30 protein-coding genes are annotated in these 17363 nt (G+C 61.0%); all 30 read left to right on the plus strand.

Going from position 1 to position 17363, the window contains the following annotated elements; genetic code table 11:
• Nucleotides 1-39: 39 nt before the first annotated feature.
• The 30 genes from fusA to rplQ all read left to right on the plus strand — a co-directional run bounded on the left by fusA (nt 40) and on the right by rplQ (nt 17286).
• On the plus strand, nt 40-2160 hold the full coding sequence (gene fusA / locus E0702_RS11780; RefSeq protein ID WP_132044085.1) for an elongation factor G: 2121 nt from the start codon (nt 40-42) through the stop codon (nt 2158-2160).
• A 29-nt stretch (nt 2161-2189) separates the two neighbouring features.
• Nucleotides 2190-3383: an elongation factor Tu gene (gene tuf, locus E0702_RS11785; RefSeq protein WP_132044087.1), complete on the plus strand. Its 1194-nt coding sequence runs from the start codon at nt 2190-2192 to the stop codon at nt 3381-3383.
• Nucleotides 3384-3546: 163 nt separating this feature from the next.
• Entirely contained in the window at nt 3547-3858 is a 312-nt protein-coding gene (gene rpsJ, locus E0702_RS11790) for a 30S ribosomal protein S10 (RefSeq protein ID WP_021819602.1), read from the plus strand.
• A gap of 149 nt (nt 3859-4007) precedes the next feature.
• A complete protein-coding gene (gene rplC, locus E0702_RS11795; RefSeq protein WP_132044089.1) occupies nt 4008-4646 on the plus strand; it encodes a 50S ribosomal protein L3 in 639 nt (212 codons plus the stop codon).
• Nucleotides 4647-4660: 14 nt separating this feature from the next.
• A complete protein-coding gene (rplD, locus tag E0702_RS11800; protein ID WP_132044091.1) occupies nt 4661-5266 on the plus strand; it encodes a 50S ribosomal protein L4 in 606 nt (201 codons plus the stop codon).
• A complete protein-coding gene (gene rplW / locus E0702_RS11805) occupies nt 5263-5559 on the plus strand; it encodes a 50S ribosomal protein L23 (RefSeq protein WP_132044093.1) in 297 nt (98 codons plus the stop codon). The genes rplD and rplW overlap by 4 nt, the downstream gene beginning before the upstream one ends.
• A 17-nt stretch (nt 5560-5576) precedes the next feature.
• Nucleotides 5577-6404, plus strand: a complete 828-nt coding sequence (gene rplB, locus E0702_RS11810; RefSeq protein WP_132044095.1) for a 50S ribosomal protein L2 — start codon at nt 5577-5579, stop codon at nt 6402-6404.
• A gap of 22 nt (nt 6405-6426) precedes the next feature.
• Nucleotides 6427-6702, plus strand: a complete 276-nt coding sequence (rpsS, locus tag E0702_RS11815) for a 30S ribosomal protein S19 (RefSeq protein WP_084286553.1) — start codon at nt 6427-6429, stop codon at nt 6700-6702.
• Nucleotides 6703-6720: 18 nt separating this feature from the next.
• The gene (rplV, locus tag E0702_RS11820) at nt 6721-7053 is read left to right on the plus strand and encodes a 50S ribosomal protein L22 (protein ID WP_027962354.1); all 333 of its coding nucleotides are present in this window, start codon (nt 6721-6723) and stop codon (nt 7051-7053) included.
• A gap of 11 nt (nt 7054-7064) precedes the next feature.
• Nucleotides 7065-7763 carry a 30S ribosomal protein S3 gene (gene rpsC / locus E0702_RS11825; protein WP_132044097.1) on the plus strand — a complete coding sequence of 233 codons (699 nt, stop codon included), beginning with the start codon at nt 7065-7067 and terminating at the stop codon, nt 7761-7763.
• Between the two features lie 15 nt (nt 7764-7778).
• Entirely contained in the window at nt 7779-8192 is a 414-nt protein-coding gene (gene rplP / locus E0702_RS11830) for a 50S ribosomal protein L16 (protein ID WP_023007545.1), read from the plus strand.
• Entirely contained in the window at nt 8192-8383 is a 192-nt protein-coding gene (gene rpmC, locus E0702_RS11835) for a 50S ribosomal protein L29 (RefSeq protein ID WP_023007544.1), read from the plus strand. Before rplP ends, rpmC begins: the two co-directional genes overlap by 1 nt.
• A 1-nt stretch (nt 8384) precedes the next feature.
• Nucleotides 8385-8645 (plus strand): 30S ribosomal protein S17, encoded by a 261-nt coding sequence (gene rpsQ, locus E0702_RS11840; protein WP_132044203.1) that lies wholly within the window; start codon nt 8385-8387, stop codon nt 8643-8645.
• Between the two features lie 38 nt (nt 8646-8683).
• On the plus strand, nt 8684-9055 hold the full coding sequence (gene rplN, locus E0702_RS11845) for a 50S ribosomal protein L14 (protein ID WP_027962358.1): 372 nt from the start codon (nt 8684-8686) through the stop codon (nt 9053-9055).
• Nucleotides 9056-9069: 14 nt separating this feature from the next.
• On the plus strand, nt 9070-9384 hold the full coding sequence (gene rplX / locus E0702_RS11850; RefSeq protein ID WP_132044099.1) for a 50S ribosomal protein L24: 315 nt from the start codon (nt 9070-9072) through the stop codon (nt 9382-9384).
• Nucleotides 9385-9402: 18 nt separating this feature from the next.
• On the plus strand, nt 9403-9942 hold the full coding sequence (gene rplE / locus E0702_RS11855; protein WP_132044101.1) for a 50S ribosomal protein L5: 540 nt from the start codon (nt 9403-9405) through the stop codon (nt 9940-9942).
• 10 nt (nt 9943-9952) lie between these two features.
• A complete protein-coding gene (gene rpsN, locus E0702_RS11860) occupies nt 9953-10258 on the plus strand; it encodes a 30S ribosomal protein S14 (protein WP_132044103.1) in 306 nt (101 codons plus the stop codon).
• A gap of 29 nt (nt 10259-10287) precedes the next feature.
• Nucleotides 10288-10680 carry a 30S ribosomal protein S8 gene (gene rpsH, locus E0702_RS11865; protein WP_132044105.1) on the plus strand — a complete coding sequence of 131 codons (393 nt, stop codon included), beginning with the start codon at nt 10288-10290 and terminating at the stop codon, nt 10678-10680.
• 9 nt (nt 10681-10689) lie between these two features.
• Nucleotides 10690-11220, plus strand: coding sequence for a 50S ribosomal protein L6 (gene rplF / locus E0702_RS11870; RefSeq protein ID WP_132044107.1), 531 nt, complete (start codon nt 10690-10692; stop codon nt 11218-11220).
• 9 nt (nt 11221-11229) lie between these two features.
• Nucleotides 11230-11580, plus strand: a complete 351-nt coding sequence (gene rplR, locus E0702_RS11875; protein WP_027962364.1) for a 50S ribosomal protein L18 — start codon at nt 11230-11232, stop codon at nt 11578-11580.
• 11 nt (nt 11581-11591) lie between these two features.
• Nucleotides 11592-12092 carry a 30S ribosomal protein S5 gene (gene rpsE / locus E0702_RS11880; protein ID WP_027962365.1) on the plus strand — a complete coding sequence of 167 codons (501 nt, stop codon included), beginning with the start codon at nt 11592-11594 and terminating at the stop codon, nt 12090-12092.
• Nucleotides 12093-12097: 5 nt separating this feature from the next.
• Nucleotides 12098-12280 carry a 50S ribosomal protein L30 gene (gene rpmD / locus E0702_RS11885; protein WP_132044109.1) on the plus strand — a complete coding sequence of 61 codons (183 nt, stop codon included), beginning with the start codon at nt 12098-12100 and terminating at the stop codon, nt 12278-12280.
• A gap of 3 nt (nt 12281-12283) precedes the next feature.
• A complete protein-coding gene (rplO, locus tag E0702_RS11890; RefSeq protein WP_132044111.1) occupies nt 12284-12718 on the plus strand; it encodes a 50S ribosomal protein L15 in 435 nt (144 codons plus the stop codon).
• Complete coding sequence (gene secY, locus E0702_RS11895) at nt 12719-14050, plus strand: preprotein translocase subunit SecY (protein WP_132044113.1); 1332 nt, start codon at nt 12719-12721, stop codon at nt 14048-14050. It abuts the gene before it with no gap.
• Between the two features lie 72 nt (nt 14051-14122).
• The gene (gene rpmJ, locus E0702_RS11900) at nt 14123-14236 is read left to right on the plus strand and encodes a 50S ribosomal protein L36 (protein WP_031384759.1); all 114 of its coding nucleotides are present in this window, start codon (nt 14123-14125) and stop codon (nt 14234-14236) included.
• Between the two features lie 126 nt (nt 14237-14362).
• A complete protein-coding gene (gene rpsM, locus E0702_RS11905; RefSeq protein ID WP_132044115.1) occupies nt 14363-14719 on the plus strand; it encodes a 30S ribosomal protein S13 in 357 nt (118 codons plus the stop codon).
• A 39-nt stretch (nt 14720-14758) separates the two neighbouring features.
• On the plus strand, nt 14759-15145 hold the full coding sequence (gene rpsK / locus E0702_RS11910; RefSeq protein ID WP_132044117.1) for a 30S ribosomal protein S11: 387 nt from the start codon (nt 14759-14761) through the stop codon (nt 15143-15145).
• 12 nt (nt 15146-15157) lie between these two features.
• Nucleotides 15158-15778: a 30S ribosomal protein S4 gene (gene rpsD / locus E0702_RS11915; protein WP_132044119.1), complete on the plus strand. Its 621-nt coding sequence runs from the start codon at nt 15158-15160 to the stop codon at nt 15776-15778.
• Nucleotides 15779-15864: 86 nt separating this feature from the next.
• Nucleotides 15865-16863 (plus strand): DNA-directed RNA polymerase subunit alpha, encoded by a 999-nt coding sequence (locus E0702_RS11920; protein WP_132044121.1) that lies wholly within the window; start codon nt 15865-15867, stop codon nt 16861-16863.
• Nucleotides 16864-16902: 39 nt separating this feature from the next.
• On the plus strand, nt 16903-17286 hold the full coding sequence (gene rplQ, locus E0702_RS11925) for a 50S ribosomal protein L17 (protein ID WP_132044123.1): 384 nt from the start codon (nt 16903-16905) through the stop codon (nt 17284-17286).
• Nucleotides 17287-17363 lie beyond the last annotated feature (77 nt).

A 17363-nucleotide genomic window follows, 5' to 3' on the forward strand; every position in this document is an offset into this window, starting at 1 on the left:
GGCCGCAAAACGCATCGCCAACCAACGGGGAGTTCCACCGTGGCTCGCAAAACTCCGCTAAAACGCTATCGCAACATCGGGATCGTCGCCCACGTCGATGCCGGCAAGACCACCACGACCGAGCGCGTGCTGTTCTATACCGGGATCAACCACAAGTTGGGCGAGACCCACGAAGGCGCTTCTACCACCGACTGGATGGAGCAGGAGCAGGAGCGTGGTATCACCATCACCTCCGCTGCCGTGACGACATTCTGGAGGGGGATGAACCACCAGTTCGACGAGCATCGCATCAACATCATCGACACCCCCGGGCACGTCGACTTCACCATCGAGGTGGAGCGTTCCCTGCGTGTGCTCGACGGTGCCGTGGTGGTGCTGTGTGGCTCTTCCGGCGTGCAGCCGCAGACCGAGACAGTCTGGCGTCAGGCCAACAAGTACGAAGTTCCGCGCATGGTGTTCGTCAACAAGATGGACCGTACCGGCGCTGACTTCTTCAACGTGGTCGCCCAGCTCAAGGACCGGCTCGGTGCCAATGCCGTGCCGATCCAGATCAACTGGGGCACCGAGGAAGACTTCAAGGGTGTCATCGATCTGATCGAGATGAAGGCCATCCAGTGGAACGAAAGCGATTTCGGTGCCACCTATGACCTGATCGATATCCCCGCCGATCTCCAGGAGACCGCGGAGAAGTATCGCGAGGAGATGGTCGAGGCCGCAGCCGAAGCTTCCGAAGAGCTGATGGACAAGTACCTGGAAGGTGGCGAGCTTTCCAAGGAAGAGATCAAGGCCGGTCTGCGCCGTCGTACTCTCGACAACGAGATCGTGCTGGTCACCTGCGGCTCTGCGTTCAAGAACAAGGGCGTGCAGGCAGTGCTGGACTCAGTCGTCGAATACCTTCCGTCTCCCACCGAGGTCAAGGCGATCGAGGGTGAGCTGGACGACAAGGAAGGTACCATCGAGACTCGCGAGGCCGATGACAAGGCGCCGTTCGCCGCCCTGGCGTTCAAGATCGCGACCGATCCCTTCGTCGGCACCCTGACCTTCATCCGCGTCTACTCCGGCGTGCTGAAGTCCGGCGACAGCGTCTACAACTCCGTGCGCAACAAGAAGGAGCGTATCGGGCGTCTGGTGCAGATGCACGCCAACTCCCGTGAGGAGATCAAGGAAGTGCTGGCCGGCGATATCGCCGCCTGTATCGGCCTGAAGGACGTCACCACCGGCGACACCCTGTGCGACCTGAATGACAAGATCGTGCTGGAGCGCATGGAGTTCCCGGATCCGGTTATCTCCGTGGCCGTCGAGCCGAAGTCCAAGGCGGACCAGGAGAAGATGGGCGTGGCACTGGGCAAACTGGCCCAGGAAGACCCCTCGTTCCAGGTGCGTACCGACGAGGAGACGGGCCAGACCATCATCTCCGGCATGGGCGAGCTGCACCTCGACATCATCGTCGACCGCATGCGTCGTGAGTTCAAGGTCGAGGCCAACATCGGCAAGCCGCAGGTCGCCTACCGCGAGACCATTCGTGGCTCGGTCGAGCAGGAAGGCAAGTTCGTGCGCCAGTCCGGTGGTCGTGGTCAGTACGGTCACGTGCATCTGCGCATCGAGCCGCTGACCGCGGAAGACAAGGGCGAAGATGAAGACATGAGCTTCAAGTTCGCTTCAGAGATCGTCGGCGGCGTGGTTCCCAAGGAATACGTGCCGGCCGTCGAGAAAGGGGCCTACGAGCAGCTGCAGAACGGTGTCATCGCGGGCTACCCGATGATCGACGTCAAGGTTACGCTGTACGATGGTTCCTACCACGACGTGGACTCCAACGAGACCGCGTTCAAGGTTGCTTCTTCCATGGCAGTCAAGGAAGGTGCCAAGAAGGCCAAGGCGGTGCTGCTCGAGCCGGTAATGAAGGTCGAGGTCGTCACCCCCGAGGACTTCATGGGCGACGTCATGGGTGACCTCAACCGCCGCCGTGGTCTGGTATCCGGCATGGATGATTCGCCCATGGGCAAGGTCATTCGCGCCAGAGTTCCGTTGGCTGAGATGTTCGGTTACGCGACCGATCTGCGTTCTCAGACCCAGGGACGCGCAAGCTACGTCATGGAGTTTGCGGATTACGAAGAGGCGCCGTCCAGCGTCGTTGAAGCCGTCATCAACCAAAACGGTTAACCGTTAGCTAACGTAAAGAGGTTATAGCAGTGGCTAAGGAAAAATTTGAGCGTTCCAAACCGCACGTCAACGTCGGTACCATCGGTCACGTCGACCACGGCAAGACCACTCTGACTGCGGCCCTGACCCGTGTTTCCGCCGAGGTGTTCGGTGGTGACTGGAGCGAGTTCGACGCCATCGACAACGCTCCCGAAGAGCGTGAGCGTGGTATCACCATCGCCACCTCTCACGTCGAGTACCAGTCCGAAGCGCGCCACTACGCGCACGTCGACTGCCCGGGGCACGCCGACTACGTCAAGAACATGATCACCGGTGCCGCCCAGATGGACGGTGCGATCCTGGTCTGTTCCGCTGCCGACGGCCCCATGCCGCAGACTCGCGAGCACATCCTGCTGTCTCGTCAGGTTGGCGTGCCGTACATCGTCGTGTTCCTGAACAAGGCCGACATGGTCGACGACGAAGAGCTGCTCGAGCTGGTCGAGATGGAAGTTCGTGAGCTCCTCGACGAGTACGACTTCCCGGGCGACGACACCCCGATCATCACCGGCTCTGCCCTGATGGCGCTGGAAGGCAAGGACGACAACGGCATGGGCACCACCGCCGTTGCCAGCCTGATCAAGGCCCTGGACGACTACATCCCGGAGCCGGAGCGTGCCATCGATCAGCCGTTCCTGATGCCGATCGAGGACGTGTTCTCCATCTCCGGTCGCGGCACCGTGGTCACCGGTCGTGTCGAGCGCGGCATCGTCAAGGCTGGCGAGGAAGTCGAGATCGTCGGTATCAAGGACACCGTCAAGACCGTCGTTACCGGCGTCGAGATGTTCCGCAAGCTGCTCGACGAAGGTCGTGCCGGTGAGAACGTTGGCGCCCTGCTGCGTGGCACCAAGCGTGACGACGTCGAGCGTGGTCAGGTTCTGGCCAAGCCGGGCACCATCACCCCGCACACCAAGTTCGAGGCCGAGGTGTACGTGCTGTCCAAGGACGAGGGTGGTCGTCACACTCCGTTCTTCAAGGGCTACCGTCCGCAGTTCTACTTCCGTACCACCGACATCACCGGTACCTGTGAGCTGCCGGAAGGCGTCGAGATGGTCATGCCGGGCGACAACGTCAAGATGGTGGTCAGCCTGATCGCGCCGATCGCCATGGACGATGGCCTGCGCTTCGCCATCCGTGAAGGCGGTCGTACCGTCGGCGCTGGCGTCGTGGCCAAGATCGTCGAGTAAGCATCGCGCTTCTTGAATGATCAGAAGGGGCTCCAGGAGGAGCCCCTTTGCTGTTCATCGTCAACGAGTGTTTGACTCTCGTTTTCGGTGTGCATATAATGCGCATCCTTTGAATGCGTGGGTTGACGGCTCGCGCCGTCAGAATCCATTGGAGTTAGGGCAAATGCAGAACCAGAAGATTCGCATTCGGTTGAAGGCCTTCGACCATCGCCTGATCGACCAGTCCGCCGCGGAGATTGTCGAAACCGCCAAGCGTACCGGCGCCCAGGTTCGTGGACCGATTCCTCTGCCGACCAATCGCGAGCGCTATACCGTGCTGATCTCGCCGCACGTCAACAAGGACGCGCGCGACCAGTACGAGATTCGCACTCACAAGCGCGTGCTCGATATCGTCGAGCCGACGGAGAAGACCGTCGATGCCCTGATGAAGCTCGATCTCGCCGCCGGCGTGGACGTGCAGATCAAGCTCGACTGATTATTACACTAGACACCGCGGCCCAGCGTTCGACAATTCGCTCGAGCAGCAGCCGCCGCGCCGTGAGGCGCCACACAACGTGCTAGTGGAATGCTCTGGAAAGGGCAGCCATAGCGGGTGATAGCCCCGTACACTATAGGAGACTGAGAATGACTATCGGTTTAGTCGGCAAGAAGGCCGGGATGACCCGTGTCTTCACCGAAGACGGCGCTTCCGTGCCCGTAACCGTGATCGAGGTTGAGCCTAATCGCGTCACTCGCGTCAAGACCGTCGAAAGCGACGGCTACGCGGCGATTCAGGTTACAACTGGCTCCCGCAAGGCCAAGCACCTGTCGAAGGCCCAGGCTGGGCAGTTCGCCAAGGCAGGTATCGAGGCCGGTCGTTCGCTGATGGAGTTCCGCCTGGCAGAAGGCGACGAGGCTCCGGAAGTGGGCGGCGAACTCACCGTATCCCTCTTCGAAGCTGGTCAATCGATCGATGTGACTGGCAGCTCCAAGGGCAAGGGTTTCCAGGGCGCAGTCAAGCGCTGGAACTTCCGCACCCAGGACAACAGCCACGGTAACTCCCTGGCCCACCGCGCGCCGGGCTCCATCGGCATGTGCCAGACTCCTGGGCGAGTGTTCAAGGGCAAGAAAATGGCTGGCCAGATGGGCAACGTGCGTTGCACCGTCCAGAGTCTTGAAGTCGTCCGCGTCGATGCTGAGCGTAATCTGCTGCTGGTCAAGGGTGCCGTGCCTGGTGCCACCGGTAGTGACGTTATCGTGCGCAGCGCCGTGAAAGCTGGCTGAAGGGGAATCTACCGATGAATCTGAATCTTGCTGCCGGCGCCGGCACCGTCGACGTGTCCGACGCCACCTTTGGCAAAGAATTCAATGAAGCGCTCGTGCACCAGGTCGTCACCGCCTATCTGGCCGGTGGTCGTCAGGGTACCCGCGCTCAGAAGAACCGTTCCGACGTGCGTGGCGGCGGCAAGAAGCCGTGGCGTCAGAAGGGTACCGGTCGTGCCCGTGCCGGCACCATCCGCTCGCCGATCTGGCGCAGTGGCGGTGTGACCTTTGCGGCTCGTCCCCAGGACTACACCCAGAAGGTCAACCGCAAGATGTACCGTGCGGCGATGCGCTCGATCCTCTCCGAGCTGGTGCGCCAGGATCGCCTGGTGGCCGTCGAGGAGTTCGCCGTCGACGCTCCGAAGACCAAGCAGCTGGTCGCCAAGCTCAACGAGCTGGGTCTGGAGAAGGTGCTGATCGTCACCGAAGAAGTCGATGAGAACCTCTACCTGGCCGCCCGCAACATCCCCAACGTGGATGTGGTCGATGTGGCCGCCGCCGATCCGGTGAGTCTGGTCGCCTTCGACAAGGTGCTGGCCACCGTCTCCGCCCTCCGTAAATTCGAGGAGAAGCTGGCATGAACCAGGAGCGTGTATTCAAGGTGCTGCTCGGCCCGCACGTGACCGAGAAGGCCGCCATGGCTGCTGAACGCAACCAGTACGTGTTCAAGGTGGCTAGCGACGCGACCAAGCCCGAGATCAAGAAGGCCGTTGAGGCTCTGTTCGGCAAGAAGGTCGACCGCGTTCAAGCGCTGAACGTCAAGGGCAAGACCAAGCGCACCGCGCAGGGTCTGGGTCACCGCAAGGGGTATCGCAAGGCCTACGTTACGTTGGCCGCCGGCGAGACCCTTGAAGACTTCTCTGGCGCCGAATAAGGGCAGGAGTACGGACAATGGCAATCGTCAAGACTAAACCCACATCCGCCGGTCGTCGCCACCTTGTAAAGGTCGTGAACAGCGAGCTCCACAAGGGTGCACCCTACGCGCCTCTGCTCGAGAAGCAGTCGCGCAATGGCGGGCGTAACAACAACGGTCGTATCACCACCCGTCACGTGGGCGGTGGTCACCGTCAGCACTACCGGATCATCGACTTCAAGCGCACCAAGGATGGCGTTCCGGCCATCGTTGAGCGTCTCGAGTACGATCCGAACCGTAGCGCCAACATCGCGCTGCTGAAGTATCTCGATGGCGAGCGTCGCTACATTCTGGCGCCCAAGGGCGTTAGCGCCGGCGACCGTCTCGAGTCCGGCGTCAACGCGGCCATCAAGAAGGGCAACGCTCTTCCGCTGCGTAACATTCCGCTGGGTTCCACCGTGCACTGCATCGAGCTCAAGCCCGGCAAGGGCGGCCAGATCGCTCGTAGCGCCGGTACCAGCGCCCAGCTGGTCGCTCGTGAAGGCAACTATGCCACCCTGCGTCTGCGCTCCGGCGAGATGCGCAAGGTGCTGAGCGAGTGCCGCGCGACCCTGGGAGAAGTGGGCAATTCAGAGCACAGCCTGCGTCAGCTTGGCAAGGCCGGTGCGAAGCGCTGGAAAGGTGTGCGTCCGACCGTTCGCGGCGTGGCCATGAACCCGGTGGATCACCCGCACGGTGGCGGTGAAGGCCGCACCAGCGGTGGTCGTCATCCGGTGACTCCGTGGGGCGTTCCCACCAAGGGCCACAAGACCCGCAAGAACAAGCGCACCGATGCGCTGATCGTTCGTCGCCGCAAGGCCAAGTAACACACTTTAAGAGGTAACGGCTGTGCCACGTTCACTGAAGAAAGGTCCCTTTATTGACCTTCATCTGCTGAAGAAGGTCGAGGCTGCTGTGGAGAAGAGTGATCGCAAACCGATCAAGACCTGGTCGCGTCGCTCCATGATCCTGCCCAACATGGTAGGACTCACCATCGCAGTCCATAACGGTCGCCAACACGTCCCGGTGCATGTCTCCGAGGAAATGGTTGGCCACAAACTGGGCGAATTCGCTGCTACCCGCCTCTATCGCGGTCATGCGGCGGACAAGAAAGCCAAACGGTAAGCCAGAGAGGATTGAGAGATGGAAGTCACAGCTAAGCTGCGTGGCGCTCGTTTATCCGCCCAGAAGGCCCGTTTGGTGGCTGACCAGGTGCGCGATAAGCCGGTCGCCGAGGCGCTGGACCTGCTGACCTTCTCACCGAAGAAGGCTGCCAAGCTGGTCAAGAAAGTGCTGCAGTCCGCCATCGCGAACGCGGAAGAAAATAACGGCATGGATATCGACGAGCTGCGTGTCTCGACCATCTGCGTCGATGAGGGCATGACGCTCAAGCGTATCAAGCCGCGTGCCAAGGGCCGCGCGGATCGTATCTTGAAGCGCACCTGCCACATCACCGTCAAGGTAGCCGAGAAGTAGGAGTCGACCAGATGGGTCAGAAAGTCAATCCAACAGGCATCCGCCTGGGTATCGTCAAAGACCATACCTCGGTGTGGTACGCCGAGCGCGGCGCCTATGCCGATAAGCTGAACAGCGACCTCGCGGTGCGCAGCTTCCTGGAAGAGCGTCTCAAGAACGCCTCCGTGAGCCGCATCACCATCGAGCGTCCGGCCAACAACGCGCGCATCACCATTCACACCGCCCGTCCGGGCATCGTGATTGGCAAGAAGGGCGAGGACGTTGACCGTCTGCGCCGCGAGCTGACCGCGATGATGGGTGTGCCCGTGCACGTCAACATCGAGGAAGTTCGCAAGCCCGAGCTGGATGCCATGCTCGTGGCCCAGAACATCGCTGGCCAGCTCGAGCGCCGCGTGATGTTCCGTCGTGCCATGAAGCGCTCCGTGCAGAACGCCATGCGCCTGGGCGCCGGCGGCATCAAGGTGTCGCTCTCCGGTCGTCTCGGCGGTGCGGAAATCGCCCGTACCGAGTGGTACCGGGAAGGTCGTGTTCCGCTGCACACGCTGCGCGCCGACATCGACTACGCCGCCTACGAGGCCAAGACCACCTACGGCATCATCGGTGTCAAGGTTTGGGTCTTCAAGGGTGAAATCCTCGGGGGCATCGAGGAGGTCCGCGCCAAGGCTAAACAGCCGCAGGCCGCGCCCTCCAAGAAGAAAGGTTCCAGGTAAGGGGAGAGCGAGTCGATGTTACAACCCAAGCGTATGAAGTTCCGCAAGATGCAGAAGGGCCGCAATCGTGGCCTGGCGCATCGCGGAAGCAAGGTAAGCTTCGGCGAATACGGCCTCAAGGCAACTGGCCGTGGTCGTATCACCGCCCGTCAGATCGAAGCCGGTCGTCGTGCGATCACCCGTCACGTCAAGCGTGGTGGCAAGATCTGGATTCGGGTGTTCCCGGACAAGCCGATCTCCAAGAAGCCCCTCGAAGTCCGTATGGGTAAGGGGAAGGGTTCCGTCGAGTACTGGGTCGCACAGATTCAGCCCGGTCGGATCCTCTACGAGATCGAAGGCGTGTCCGAGGAGCTGGCTCGCGAGGCCTTTGGCCTGGCGGCGCAGAAGTTCCCGGTTTCCACCACCTTTGTGAAACGGACGGTGATGTGATGAAAGCCCAGGAAATCCGTGAAAAGTCAGTCGACGAGCTGAACGATCAGCTCCTCGAACTCCTCCGCGAGCAGTTCAACCTGCGCATGCAGAAGGCCACCGGCCAACTCAGCCAGACGCACCTGCTCAAGCAGGTTCGTCGGGACATCGCCCGGGTGAAGACTGTGCTCAACGAGAAGGCAGGTGACTGAGATGGCCGAAGAGAAGAAAACCCGTACGCTCACCGGCAAGGTGGTGAGCGACAAGATGGACAAGTCCATCGTCGTGATGATCGAGCGCCGTGAGCGGCACCCGATCTACGGCAAGTACGTTAAGCGCTCCACCAAGCTCCACGCCCATGACGAGGCGAACCAGGCGAAGGCCGGTGATACGGTCTCCATCCAGGAGTGCCGTCCGCTGTCCAAGACCAAGTCCTGGACGCTGGTCGAGGTGGTCGAGCAGGCCAAGGGCTAACCCTACACCTGCTGTCAGATTAGGTTTGGAGAAAACCGATGATTCAGACTCAGACAATGCTGGACGTCGCCGACAACAGTGGAGCGCGCCGGGTGCAGTGCATCAAGGTGCTGGGCGGTTCTCATCGCCGTTATGCCCACGTTGGCGACATCATCAAAGTCACGGTGAAAGAAGCCATTCCGCGTGGCAAGGTCAAGAAAGGCCAGGTCCTCAAGGCGGTGGTGGTTCGCACCCGCAGCGGTGTCCGTCGTTCCGACGGCTCGCTGATTCGCTTCGACGGAAATGCGGCGGTTCTGTTGAACAACACCAATGATCAGCCGATCGGCACCCGTATCTTCGGGCCGGTGACCCGTGAGCTTCGCAACGAGAAGTTCATGAAGATCATTTCCTTGGCGCCTGAAGTGCTGTAAGGAGCGAGGCGGATATGCAAAAGATCAAACGTGACGATGAAGTGATCGTCATCGCCGGCAAGGATAAGGGCAAGCGCGGCACCGTAAAGCGGGTTCTTGATAACCGCTTCGTGGTGTCCGGTGTGAACATGATCAAGCGTCACACCAAGCCCAATCCCATGGCGGGAAATCAGGGCGGTATCGTCGAGCGCGAGGCTCCGATTCACGCGTCCAACGTGGCCATCTTCAACCAGGAGACCGGAAAGGCAGATCGCGTCGGCTTCCAGGTTCAGGAAGACGGTACCAAGGTACGTATCTACAAGTCGACGCAGTCGCAGATCGACGCCTAACGCGAGTCGGGTAGCATAATGGCGAACTTGAAAGAACGTTATCAGAACGAGGTGGTGGCTCAACTCAAAGAGCAGTTCAGCTACGCCAACGTGATGCAGGTGCCACGAGTCACCAAGGTGACTCTGAATATGGGCATCGGCGAAGCGACCAGCGATAAAAAGCTGATCGACAACGCCATCGGTGACCTGGAGAAGCTCTCCGGTCAGAAGCCGGTGGTAACCAAGGCACGTAAGTCCATCGCGGGCTTCAAGGTGCGTGAAGGCTGGCCGATCGGGATCAAGGTGACCCTGCGCTCCGAGCGCATGTGGGACTTCCTCGATCGCCTGGTGAATATCGCGATCCCCCGCGTTCGTGACTTCCGTGGTCTCAACCCGAAGTCCTTCGACGGTCGTGGCAACTACTCCATGGGGGTGCGTGAGCAGATCATCTTCCCGGAACTCGAGTATGATAAGATCGACCGGATTCGTGGTCTGGATGTCACCATCACCACCACCGCCAACACCGATGATGAAGGTCGTGCGCTGCTGAGCGCGCTGAACTTCCCGTTCAAGAAATAAGGGTGGGATCATGGCAAAGAAAAGCATGGTAGAGCGTGAGCTCAAGCGCGCCAAGCTGGTGGAGAAGTACTCCGCCAAGCGTGCCGAGCTCAAGGCGATCATCCAGGACGCGAACGCTTCCGACGAAGAGCGCTTCGAAGCTACGCTGAAGCTTCAGCAGTTGCCGCGCGACTCCAGCCCGGTGCGTCAGCGTAACCGCTGTCGTATCACCGGTCGTCCGCACGGCTTCTACAACAAGTTCGGCCTCGGCCGCAACAAGCTTCGTGAAGCCGCCATGCGTGGCGATGTTCCCGGACTCAAGAAGTCCAGCTGGTAAGCCACGCAAGAATCAGGAGCGCAACGTAAATGAGCATGCAAGACACTCTGGCGGATATGTTTACCCGTATCCGCAATGCGCAAATGGCCACCAAGGAGACGGTCACCATGCCGTCTTCCCGCCTCAAGGTTGAGGTGGCCCGCGTATTGAAGGAAGAGGGTTACATCAACGACTTCGCGGTGTCCGAAAGCGCCAAGCCGGAGCTGGCCGTGACCCTCAAGTATTTCGAGGGCAAGCCGGTCATCGAGCACATCCAGCGAGTTTCCAAGCCGTCCCTGCGCCAGTACAAGGGCAAGGACGCGCTGCCGAAGGTCGCCGATGGTCTGGGTATCGCTATCGTCACCACCTCCAACGGGGTGATGACCGATCGCGCGGCTCGCAAGGCCGGTGTCGGTGGCGAAGTCATCTGCACCGTATTCTAGGAGTTTGGAATGTCCCGCGTAGCCAAATATCCAGTAAAAGTGCCCGCTGGCGTCGAGATCAAGATCGACGGTGACCAGCTGACCGCCAAGGGCGGCCAGGGCACGCTGTCAATGACCATCCACCACGACGTGGTGGTAGGTCAGGAAGAGGGTCAGCTGACCTTCGCCCCCAGCGAGTCTGCCAAGACCTGGGCCATGGCCGGTACCACCCGCGCCCTGGTGCAGAATCTGGTGACCGGGGTAAGCGAAGGCTTCACCAAGTCCCTCGAAATCATCGGCGTCGGTTATCGTGCCCAGGCCAAGGGCCAGACGCTCAATCTGTCACTAGGCTTCTCGCACCCGGTCGAGTATACGCTGCCTGAGGGTGTCTCCGCGGAAACGCCGAAGAACACCCAGATCGTGCTGAAGAGCGCGGACAAGCAGAAGCTCGGCCATGTGGCCGCGGAAATCCGCGCCTTCCGTCCGCCCGAGCCCTACAAGGGCAAGGGTGTCAGGTACGCCGACGAGCAGGTGCGTCGCAAAGAAGCCAAGAAGAAGTAAGGCAGGGTTATGAACGCGAAGAAAGAATCTCGTCTCCGTCGTGCCCGCCGCGCTCGCGCCAAGATCCGCGAGCTGGGCGTGTATCGCCTGTGCGTCAACCGTACCCCGCGTCACATCTACGCGCAGATTATCTCGCCGGATGGTGGCAAGGTGCTGGCCAGCGCCTCAACGCTGGACAAGGTCCTGCGTGAGGGTGCTACCGGCAACGCTGACGCCGCCGCCAAGGTTGGCGAACTGATTGCTGAGCGCGCCAAGCAAGCGGGCATCACCCAGGTAGCCTTCGACCGCGCCGGTTTCAAGTACCACGGCCGCGTCAAGGCCCTGGCCGACGCCGCTCGTGAAGGCGGCCTGGAATTCTAAAGGGTTTTACGATGGCGAAGAACGAACAGCAAAGCGGCGACCTCCAGGAGAAGCTGGTACAGGTCAACCGTGTTGCCAAGGTGGTCAAGGGTGGCCGTGTCTTCGGTTTCACCGCTCTGACCGTCGTGGGCGACGGCAAGGGTCGTGTCGGCTTCGGTCGCGGCAAGGCACGTGAAGTGCCGGTCGCTATCCAGAAGGCGATGGACCAGGCGCGTCGCAACATGGTCAAGGTGCACCTCTCCGGCGGCACCCTGCAGTACCCGATCAAGGCCCGTCACGGTGCCTCCAAGGTGTACATGCAGCCCGCCTCCGAGGGTACCGGCGTAATCGCCGGCGGTGCCATGCGCTCCGTGCTGGAGCTGGCCGGCGTCCATGACGTCCTGGCCAAGTGCTACGGCTCCACCAACCCGGTGAACGTGGTACGGGCGACCGTCAAGGGCCTGAGCGCCATTCAGTCGCCGGAAGACATCGCCGCCAAGCGCGGTATGCCTGTCGAAGCGATCACGGGGTGAGCACCATGGCAGCAACGATCAAGGTTACCCAGACCCGCAGCACCATCGGCGTGCTGGCCAAGCACAAGGCCACCATCCAGGGCCTCGGCCTGCGTCGCATCGGTCACACGGTCGAACTGGAAGATACCCCCGCCGTACGCGGCATGATTCACAAGGTTAACTACCTTGTGCGCGTTGAGGGAGAGTAATCCATGAAACTCAATAGCCTGAGCCCGGCACCGGGCTCCAAGCACGCCGAGAAGCGTGTCGGTCGTGGCATCGGCTCCGGTCTGGGCAAGACCGGCGGCCGTGGCCACAAGGGCCTCAAGTCGCGCAGCGGCGGCAGCGTCAAGCCCGGCTTCGAGGGCGGTCAGATGCCGCTCCAGCGGCGTCTGCCGAAGTTCGGCTTCACCTCTGCGAAGTCGTTGGTTTCCGAGGAAGTGCGCCTGGCCGAGCTGGCCAAGGTTGCCGGTGACGAAGTCACCCTCGAGACCCTCAAGCAGGCCAACGTGCTGAAGGACGCCACGCTGCACGCGAAGGTGATCCTCTCCGGCGATCTGAACAAGGCGGTTACGGTTCGCGGACTCAAGGTCACCAAGGGTGCCCGTGCCGCGATCGAAGCCGCCGGTGGCAAGGTAGAGGACTAAATGGCGAAGTCAGGAAAAATGCCGGCGATGGGCAGCGGTCTAGGTGAACTGTGGGCGCGTCTGCGCTTCGTGCTCCTCGCCATCGTGGTGTACCGCATCGGTGCCCACATCCCCGTGCCCGGTATGAATCCTGACCAGCTTGCTGCCTTGTTCAGGGAGCAGCAGGGTACCATCCTTGGCATGTTCAACATGTTCTCGGGTGGCGCCCTGGAGCGCATGAGCATCTTCGCCCTGGGCATCATGCCCTATATTTCGGCGTCGATTATCATGCAGCTGTTGACCGCGGTCTCGCCCCATCTTGAGCAGCTCAAGAAGGAGGGTGAGGCCGGGCGGCGCAAGATCAGCCAATACACCCGCTACGGCACCGTTGCCCTGGCACTGGTTCAGGCCACCGGCATGTCGGTCGGCCTGGCCAGCCAGGGCATCGCCTATACTGCCGACTTCAGCTTCTACTTCACCGCCATCGTCACGTTCGTGGGTGGTGCGGTATTCCTGATGTGGCTGGGTGAACAGATCACCGAGAAAGGGATCGGCAACGGCATCTCGCTGCTGATCTTCGCCGGTATCGTGGCGGGCCTGCCCGGCGCCGTCGGTCAGGCCTTCGAGCTGGCTCGCAACGAAGGGGCGTGGAACGTCCTGCCGCTGCTGGCACTCACTGCCCTGGGCGTTGCTACCGTGGCCTTCGTGGTGTTCATCGAGCGCGGTCAGCGCCGCATCACGGTGAATTATCCGCGTCGTCAGGTCGGCAACAAGATGTATGCTGGTCAGAGCAGCTATCTGCCGCTGAAGGTGAACATGGCGGGCGTCATTCCGCCGATCTTTGCCTCCAGCATCCTGCTGTTTCCGGCCTCGCTGGGACAGTGGGTCGGTGCCGGCGATGGCCTCGACTGGCTGCAGCGTGCGTCCCAGGCTCTTGGCCCGGGTCAGCCGCTGTACATCTTGCTTTTTGCCGCTGCGGTGGTATTCTTCTGCTTCTTTTACACAGCGCTGGTCTTCAATCCCAAGGACGTCGCCGACAACCTCAAGAAGTCGGGTGCCTTCCTGCCGGGGATTCGTCCTGGCGAGCAGACGGCTCGCTACGTCGACAAGGTCATGACTCGTCTGACCCTGTTTGGCGCCTTGTACATCACTGCGGTTTCCCTGATGCCCCAGTTCCTGATCGTGGCGTGGAACGTGCCGTTCTTCTTTGGCGGTACTTCGCTGCTGATCGTGGTGGTGGTCATCATGGACTTCATGGGTCAGGTGCAGTCGCACCTCATGTCGCACCAGTACGAGTCGGTGATGAAGAAGTCCAACCTGAAAGGCTACGGCGGCGGCGGCATCATGCGCTGAGACGCCGTTCGTCGAACTGGCGCGTTGCAGTCCTCAGGGGCCGCCTCGCTAGCCGACTTTGGAGATGGAACGATGAAAGTTCGAGCTTCCGTGAAGAAAATGTGCCGCAACTGCAAGATCATCCGTCGCAATGGCGCCGTCCGCGTCATTTGCACGGAGCCGCGGCACAAGCAGCGTCAGGGTTGATCCTGGCGACTGCGCTGAACCGGGTGCCGGCATGCCCCCTTGCCCTGTGCAGGGTAAAGGGGTATGCTGTTGCGCCTTTTGTAGTAGACCCAACGAGCAAGCCGCTCACATATTCGGAGTAAGCTGATGGCCCGTATTGCAGGCGTCAATATCCCGGACAACAAGCATGCGGCGATCTCGCTGACCTATATCTTCGGGATTGGCCGCACTCGTGCACAGGATATCTGTGCCGCGTCCGGCATCGCGCCGACCACCAAGATCCAGGACCTGTCATCTGAAGAGATCGACACCCTGCGTTCTGAAGTCGGCAAGTACACCGTTGAAGGTGACCTTCGTCGTGATGTGACGCTGAATATCAAGCGTCTCATGGACCTGGGTTGCTACCGTGGTCTGCGTCATCGTCGTGGTCTTCCGCTGCGTGGTCAGCGTACCAAGACCAATGCGCGTACCCGTAAGGGCCCGCGTAAGCCGATCCGCAAATAACACGCACGTTCTGGCGTAAAGACAGGAAGAATCATCAACATGGCTAACCCGCGTAGCAATCGCAAGAAGGTTAAAAAGCAGGTGGTGGATGCCGTCGCGCATATCCACGCCTCTTTTAACAACACGATCATTACGATCACAGACCGCCAGGGCAATGCCCTATCCTGGGCAACTGCCGGTGGTTCGGGTTTTCGTGGTTCTCGCAAGAGCACCCCGTTCGCTGCTCAAGTGGCAAGCGAGCGTGCAGCGACCGCTGCAGCCGAGTATGGTGTGAAAAACGTCGACGTGCTGGTCAAGGGCCCCGGTCCTGGCCGTGAATCCGCCGTGCGCGCACTCAACGCCGCCGGCTTCCGCGTGCAGAGCATCATTGACGCGACGCCCATTCCCCACAATGGCTGCCGTCCGCCGAAGAAACGCCGCGTTTAAGGAGACAGATTCATGGCTCGTTACATTGGACCGAAGTGCAAACTGTCTCGTCGTGAGGGGACCGACCTCTTTCTGAAGAGCGGTGTCACTCCCTTCGAGAAGAAGTGCAAATCCGAGCAGATTCCGGGTGTGCACGGCCAGCGCCGTCAGCGTATTTCCGAATACGGCTTGCAGCTTCGCGAGAAGCAGAAAGTACGTCGCATGTATGGCGTACTCGAGAAGCAGTTCCGCAACTACTACAAGGAAGCGGCCCGTCTCAAGGGCGCGACCGGCGAAGTACTGCTGCAGCTTCTCGAATCCCGACTGGACAACGTCGTCTACCGCATGGGCTATGGCTCGACCCGCTCCGAAGCTCGGCAGCTGGTCAGCCACAAGGCCATCGCCGTGAATGGCAAGACCGTCAACGTGGCGTCCTATCAGGTCAAGCCCGGTGATGTGGTCTCCGTTCGCGAGAAGGCGAAGAATCAGGCGCGCATCCAGAACGCCCTGGCCCTGGCCGCCAACCGCGGCGACGTGGCCTGGATCGAGGTCGATGCCAAGAAGATGGAAGGCACTTTCAAGGCGCTGCCCGAGCGTGGCGACCTGACTGCCGACATCAACGAGGCCCTGATCGTCGAGCTGTACTCCAAGTAAGCGGTGTCAAGCGCCGTGCCTGCCCTCGTTGACGGGGGCGGGCCAAGAGTACCCAGTATCCGTTTGGCAGCCTGAAAGGTGTTCATATGCAGCGTTCAGTGACAGAGTTTCTTCGTCCGCGCGACATCAAGGTCGAAGAGATCAGCGCACACCACGCAAAGATCGTGCTCGAGCCCTTCGAGCGTGGCTTCGGCCACACGCTGGGCAACGCCCTGCGTCGCATCCTGCTCTCGTCCATGCCCGGCTGTGCCGTGGTAGAGGCCGAGATCGGCGGCGTAGAGCATGAATACAGCGCGATCGAGGGCGTTCAGGAAGATGTCATCGAGATCCTCCTGAACCTCAAGGACGTGGCGATCAAGATGCATAGCCGCGACGAGGCGGTGCTCTCGCTGAACAAGCAGGGCCCGGCCGTCGTGACTGCGGGCGATATCGCCCTCGACCATGACGTCGAGATCATCAATCCCGACCATGTCATCGCCCACGTCAACGAGGGTTCTGAGCTGAAGATGCAGCTCAAGGTGGCACGCGGCCGTGGCTATGAGCCGGCGGATGCACGTGTCGGTGCCGATGATGAATCTCGCGCCATCGGCCGCCTGCAGCTGGATGCGACCTTCAGCCCCGTGCGTCGTGTTTCCTACAGCGTCGAGGCCGCGCGTGTTGAGCAGCGCACCGACCTCGACAAGCTGATCATCGACCTGGAAACCGACGGCACCCTGGATCCCGAAGAGGCGATCCGTCGCAGCGCGACCATCCTGCAGGATCAGCTGGCCGCGTTCGTCGACCTGGAAGCCGACAAGGAACAGGAAGTGGAGGAGGAAGAGGATCATATCGATCCGATCCTGCTGCGCCCCGTAGACGATCTCGAGTTGACCGTTCGCAGCGCCAACTGCCTGAAGGCCGAGAATATCTACTACATCGGCGATCTGATCCAGCGCACCGAGGTGGAGCTGCTCAAGACGCCGAACCTCGGCAAGAAGTCCCTGAACGAGATCAAGGACGTGCTGGCAGCACGCGGTCTTTCCCTGGGCATGCGGCTGGAAAACTGGCCGCCGGCTAGCCTGAAGGACGACAAGGCCTCCGCGTGAGCGCCGACTCGAGTCCCAGTTTGGTAAGGAATCACAACCATGCGTCATCGTAAAAGCGGTCGCCAGTTGAACCGTAACAGCTCGCATCGCCAGGCCATGTTCAAGAACATGAGCGTGTCGCTGATCGAGCACGAGGTCATCAAGACAACCCTGCCCAAGGCCAAGGAGCTGCGTCGCGTCATCGAGCCGCTGATCACTCTGGCCAAGCAGGACAGCGTCGCCAATCGTCGTCTGGCCTTCAGCCGCACCCGTTCCAAGGAAGCGGTCGGCAAGCTCTTCAATGAGCTGGGTCCGCGTTACGCCGAGCGTCCGGGCGGTTACGTCCGTATCCTCAAGTGCGGCTTCCGCACCGGCGACAACGCCCCCATGGCCTTCGTCGAGCTCGTCGACCGTCCGGTCGTCGAGGATGCCGACGAGGAGTGATCCTCGGGCCCCCGGGTCAGGCATACGCTGTAAAGAAAAACCGGCTCCCGCAAGGGGCCGGTTTTTTTCGTCGTAGG

Source organism: Halomonas marinisediminis, assembly GCF_004347715.1.
Taxonomy (GTDB): Bacteria; Pseudomonadota; Gammaproteobacteria; order Pseudomonadales; family Halomonadaceae; genus Halomonas; species Halomonas icarae.

Bases quoted from the DNA above. Each gene is read 5' to 3' on its own strand.
- rpsJ (WP_021819602.1), top strand. From the start codon at position 3,547: ATGCAGAACCAGAAGATTCGCATTCGGTTGAAGGCCTTCGACCATCGC.
- rplC (WP_132044089.1), top strand. From the start codon at position 4,008: ATGACTATCGGTTTAGTCGGCAAGAAGGCCGGGATGACCCGTGTCTTC.
- rplD (WP_132044091.1), top strand. From the start codon at position 4,661: ATGAATCTGAATCTTGCTGCCGGCGCCGGCACCGTCGACGTGTCCGAC.
- rplW (WP_132044093.1), top strand. From the start codon at position 5,263: ATGAACCAGGAGCGTGTATTCAAGGTGCTGCTCGGCCCGCACGTGACC.
- rplB (WP_132044095.1), top strand. From the start codon at position 5,577: ATGGCAATCGTCAAGACTAAACCCACATCCGCCGGTCGTCGCCACCTT.
- rplV (WP_027962354.1), top strand. From the start codon at position 6,721: ATGGAAGTCACAGCTAAGCTGCGTGGCGCTCGTTTATCCGCCCAGAAG.
- rpsC (WP_132044097.1), top strand. From the start codon at position 7,065: ATGGGTCAGAAAGTCAATCCAACAGGCATCCGCCTGGGTATCGTCAAA.
- rplP (WP_023007545.1), top strand. From the start codon at position 7,779: ATGTTACAACCCAAGCGTATGAAGTTCCGCAAGATGCAGAAGGGCCGC.
- rpmC (WP_023007544.1), top strand. From the start codon at position 8,192: ATGAAAGCCCAGGAAATCCGTGAAAAGTCAGTCGACGAGCTGAACGAT.
- rpsQ (WP_132044203.1), top strand. From the start codon at position 8,385: ATGGCCGAAGAGAAGAAAACCCGTACGCTCACCGGCAAGGTGGTGAGC.
- rplN (WP_027962358.1), top strand. From the start codon at position 8,684: ATGATTCAGACTCAGACAATGCTGGACGTCGCCGACAACAGTGGAGCG.
- rplX (WP_132044099.1), top strand. From the start codon at position 9,070: ATGCAAAAGATCAAACGTGACGATGAAGTGATCGTCATCGCCGGCAAG.
- rplE (WP_132044101.1), top strand. From the start codon at position 9,403: ATGGCGAACTTGAAAGAACGTTATCAGAACGAGGTGGTGGCTCAACTC.
- rpsN (WP_132044103.1), top strand. From the start codon at position 9,953: ATGGCAAAGAAAAGCATGGTAGAGCGTGAGCTCAAGCGCGCCAAGCTG.
- rpsH (WP_132044105.1), top strand. From the start codon at position 10,288: ATGAGCATGCAAGACACTCTGGCGGATATGTTTACCCGTATCCGCAAT.
- rplF (WP_132044107.1), top strand. From the start codon at position 10,690: ATGTCCCGCGTAGCCAAATATCCAGTAAAAGTGCCCGCTGGCGTCGAG.
- rplR (WP_027962364.1), top strand. From the start codon at position 11,230: ATGAACGCGAAGAAAGAATCTCGTCTCCGTCGTGCCCGCCGCGCTCGC.
- rpsE (WP_027962365.1), top strand. From the start codon at position 11,592: ATGGCGAAGAACGAACAGCAAAGCGGCGACCTCCAGGAGAAGCTGGTA.
- rpmD (WP_132044109.1), top strand. From the start codon at position 12,098: ATGGCAGCAACGATCAAGGTTACCCAGACCCGCAGCACCATCGGCGTG.
- rplO (WP_132044111.1), top strand. From the start codon at position 12,284: ATGAAACTCAATAGCCTGAGCCCGGCACCGGGCTCCAAGCACGCCGAG.
- secY (WP_132044113.1), top strand. From the start codon at position 12,719: ATGGCGAAGTCAGGAAAAATGCCGGCGATGGGCAGCGGTCTAGGTGAA.
- rpmJ (WP_031384759.1), top strand. From the start codon at position 14,123: ATGAAAGTTCGAGCTTCCGTGAAGAAAATGTGCCGCAACTGCAAGATC.
- rpsM (WP_132044115.1), top strand. From the start codon at position 14,363: ATGGCCCGTATTGCAGGCGTCAATATCCCGGACAACAAGCATGCGGCG.
- rpsK (WP_132044117.1), top strand. From the start codon at position 14,759: ATGGCTAACCCGCGTAGCAATCGCAAGAAGGTTAAAAAGCAGGTGGTG.
- rpsD (WP_132044119.1), top strand. From the start codon at position 15,158: ATGGCTCGTTACATTGGACCGAAGTGCAAACTGTCTCGTCGTGAGGGG.
- E0702_RS11920 (WP_132044121.1), top strand. From the start codon at position 15,865: ATGCAGCGTTCAGTGACAGAGTTTCTTCGTCCGCGCGACATCAAGGTC.
- rplQ (WP_132044123.1), top strand. From the start codon at position 16,903: ATGCGTCATCGTAAAAGCGGTCGCCAGTTGAACCGTAACAGCTCGCAT.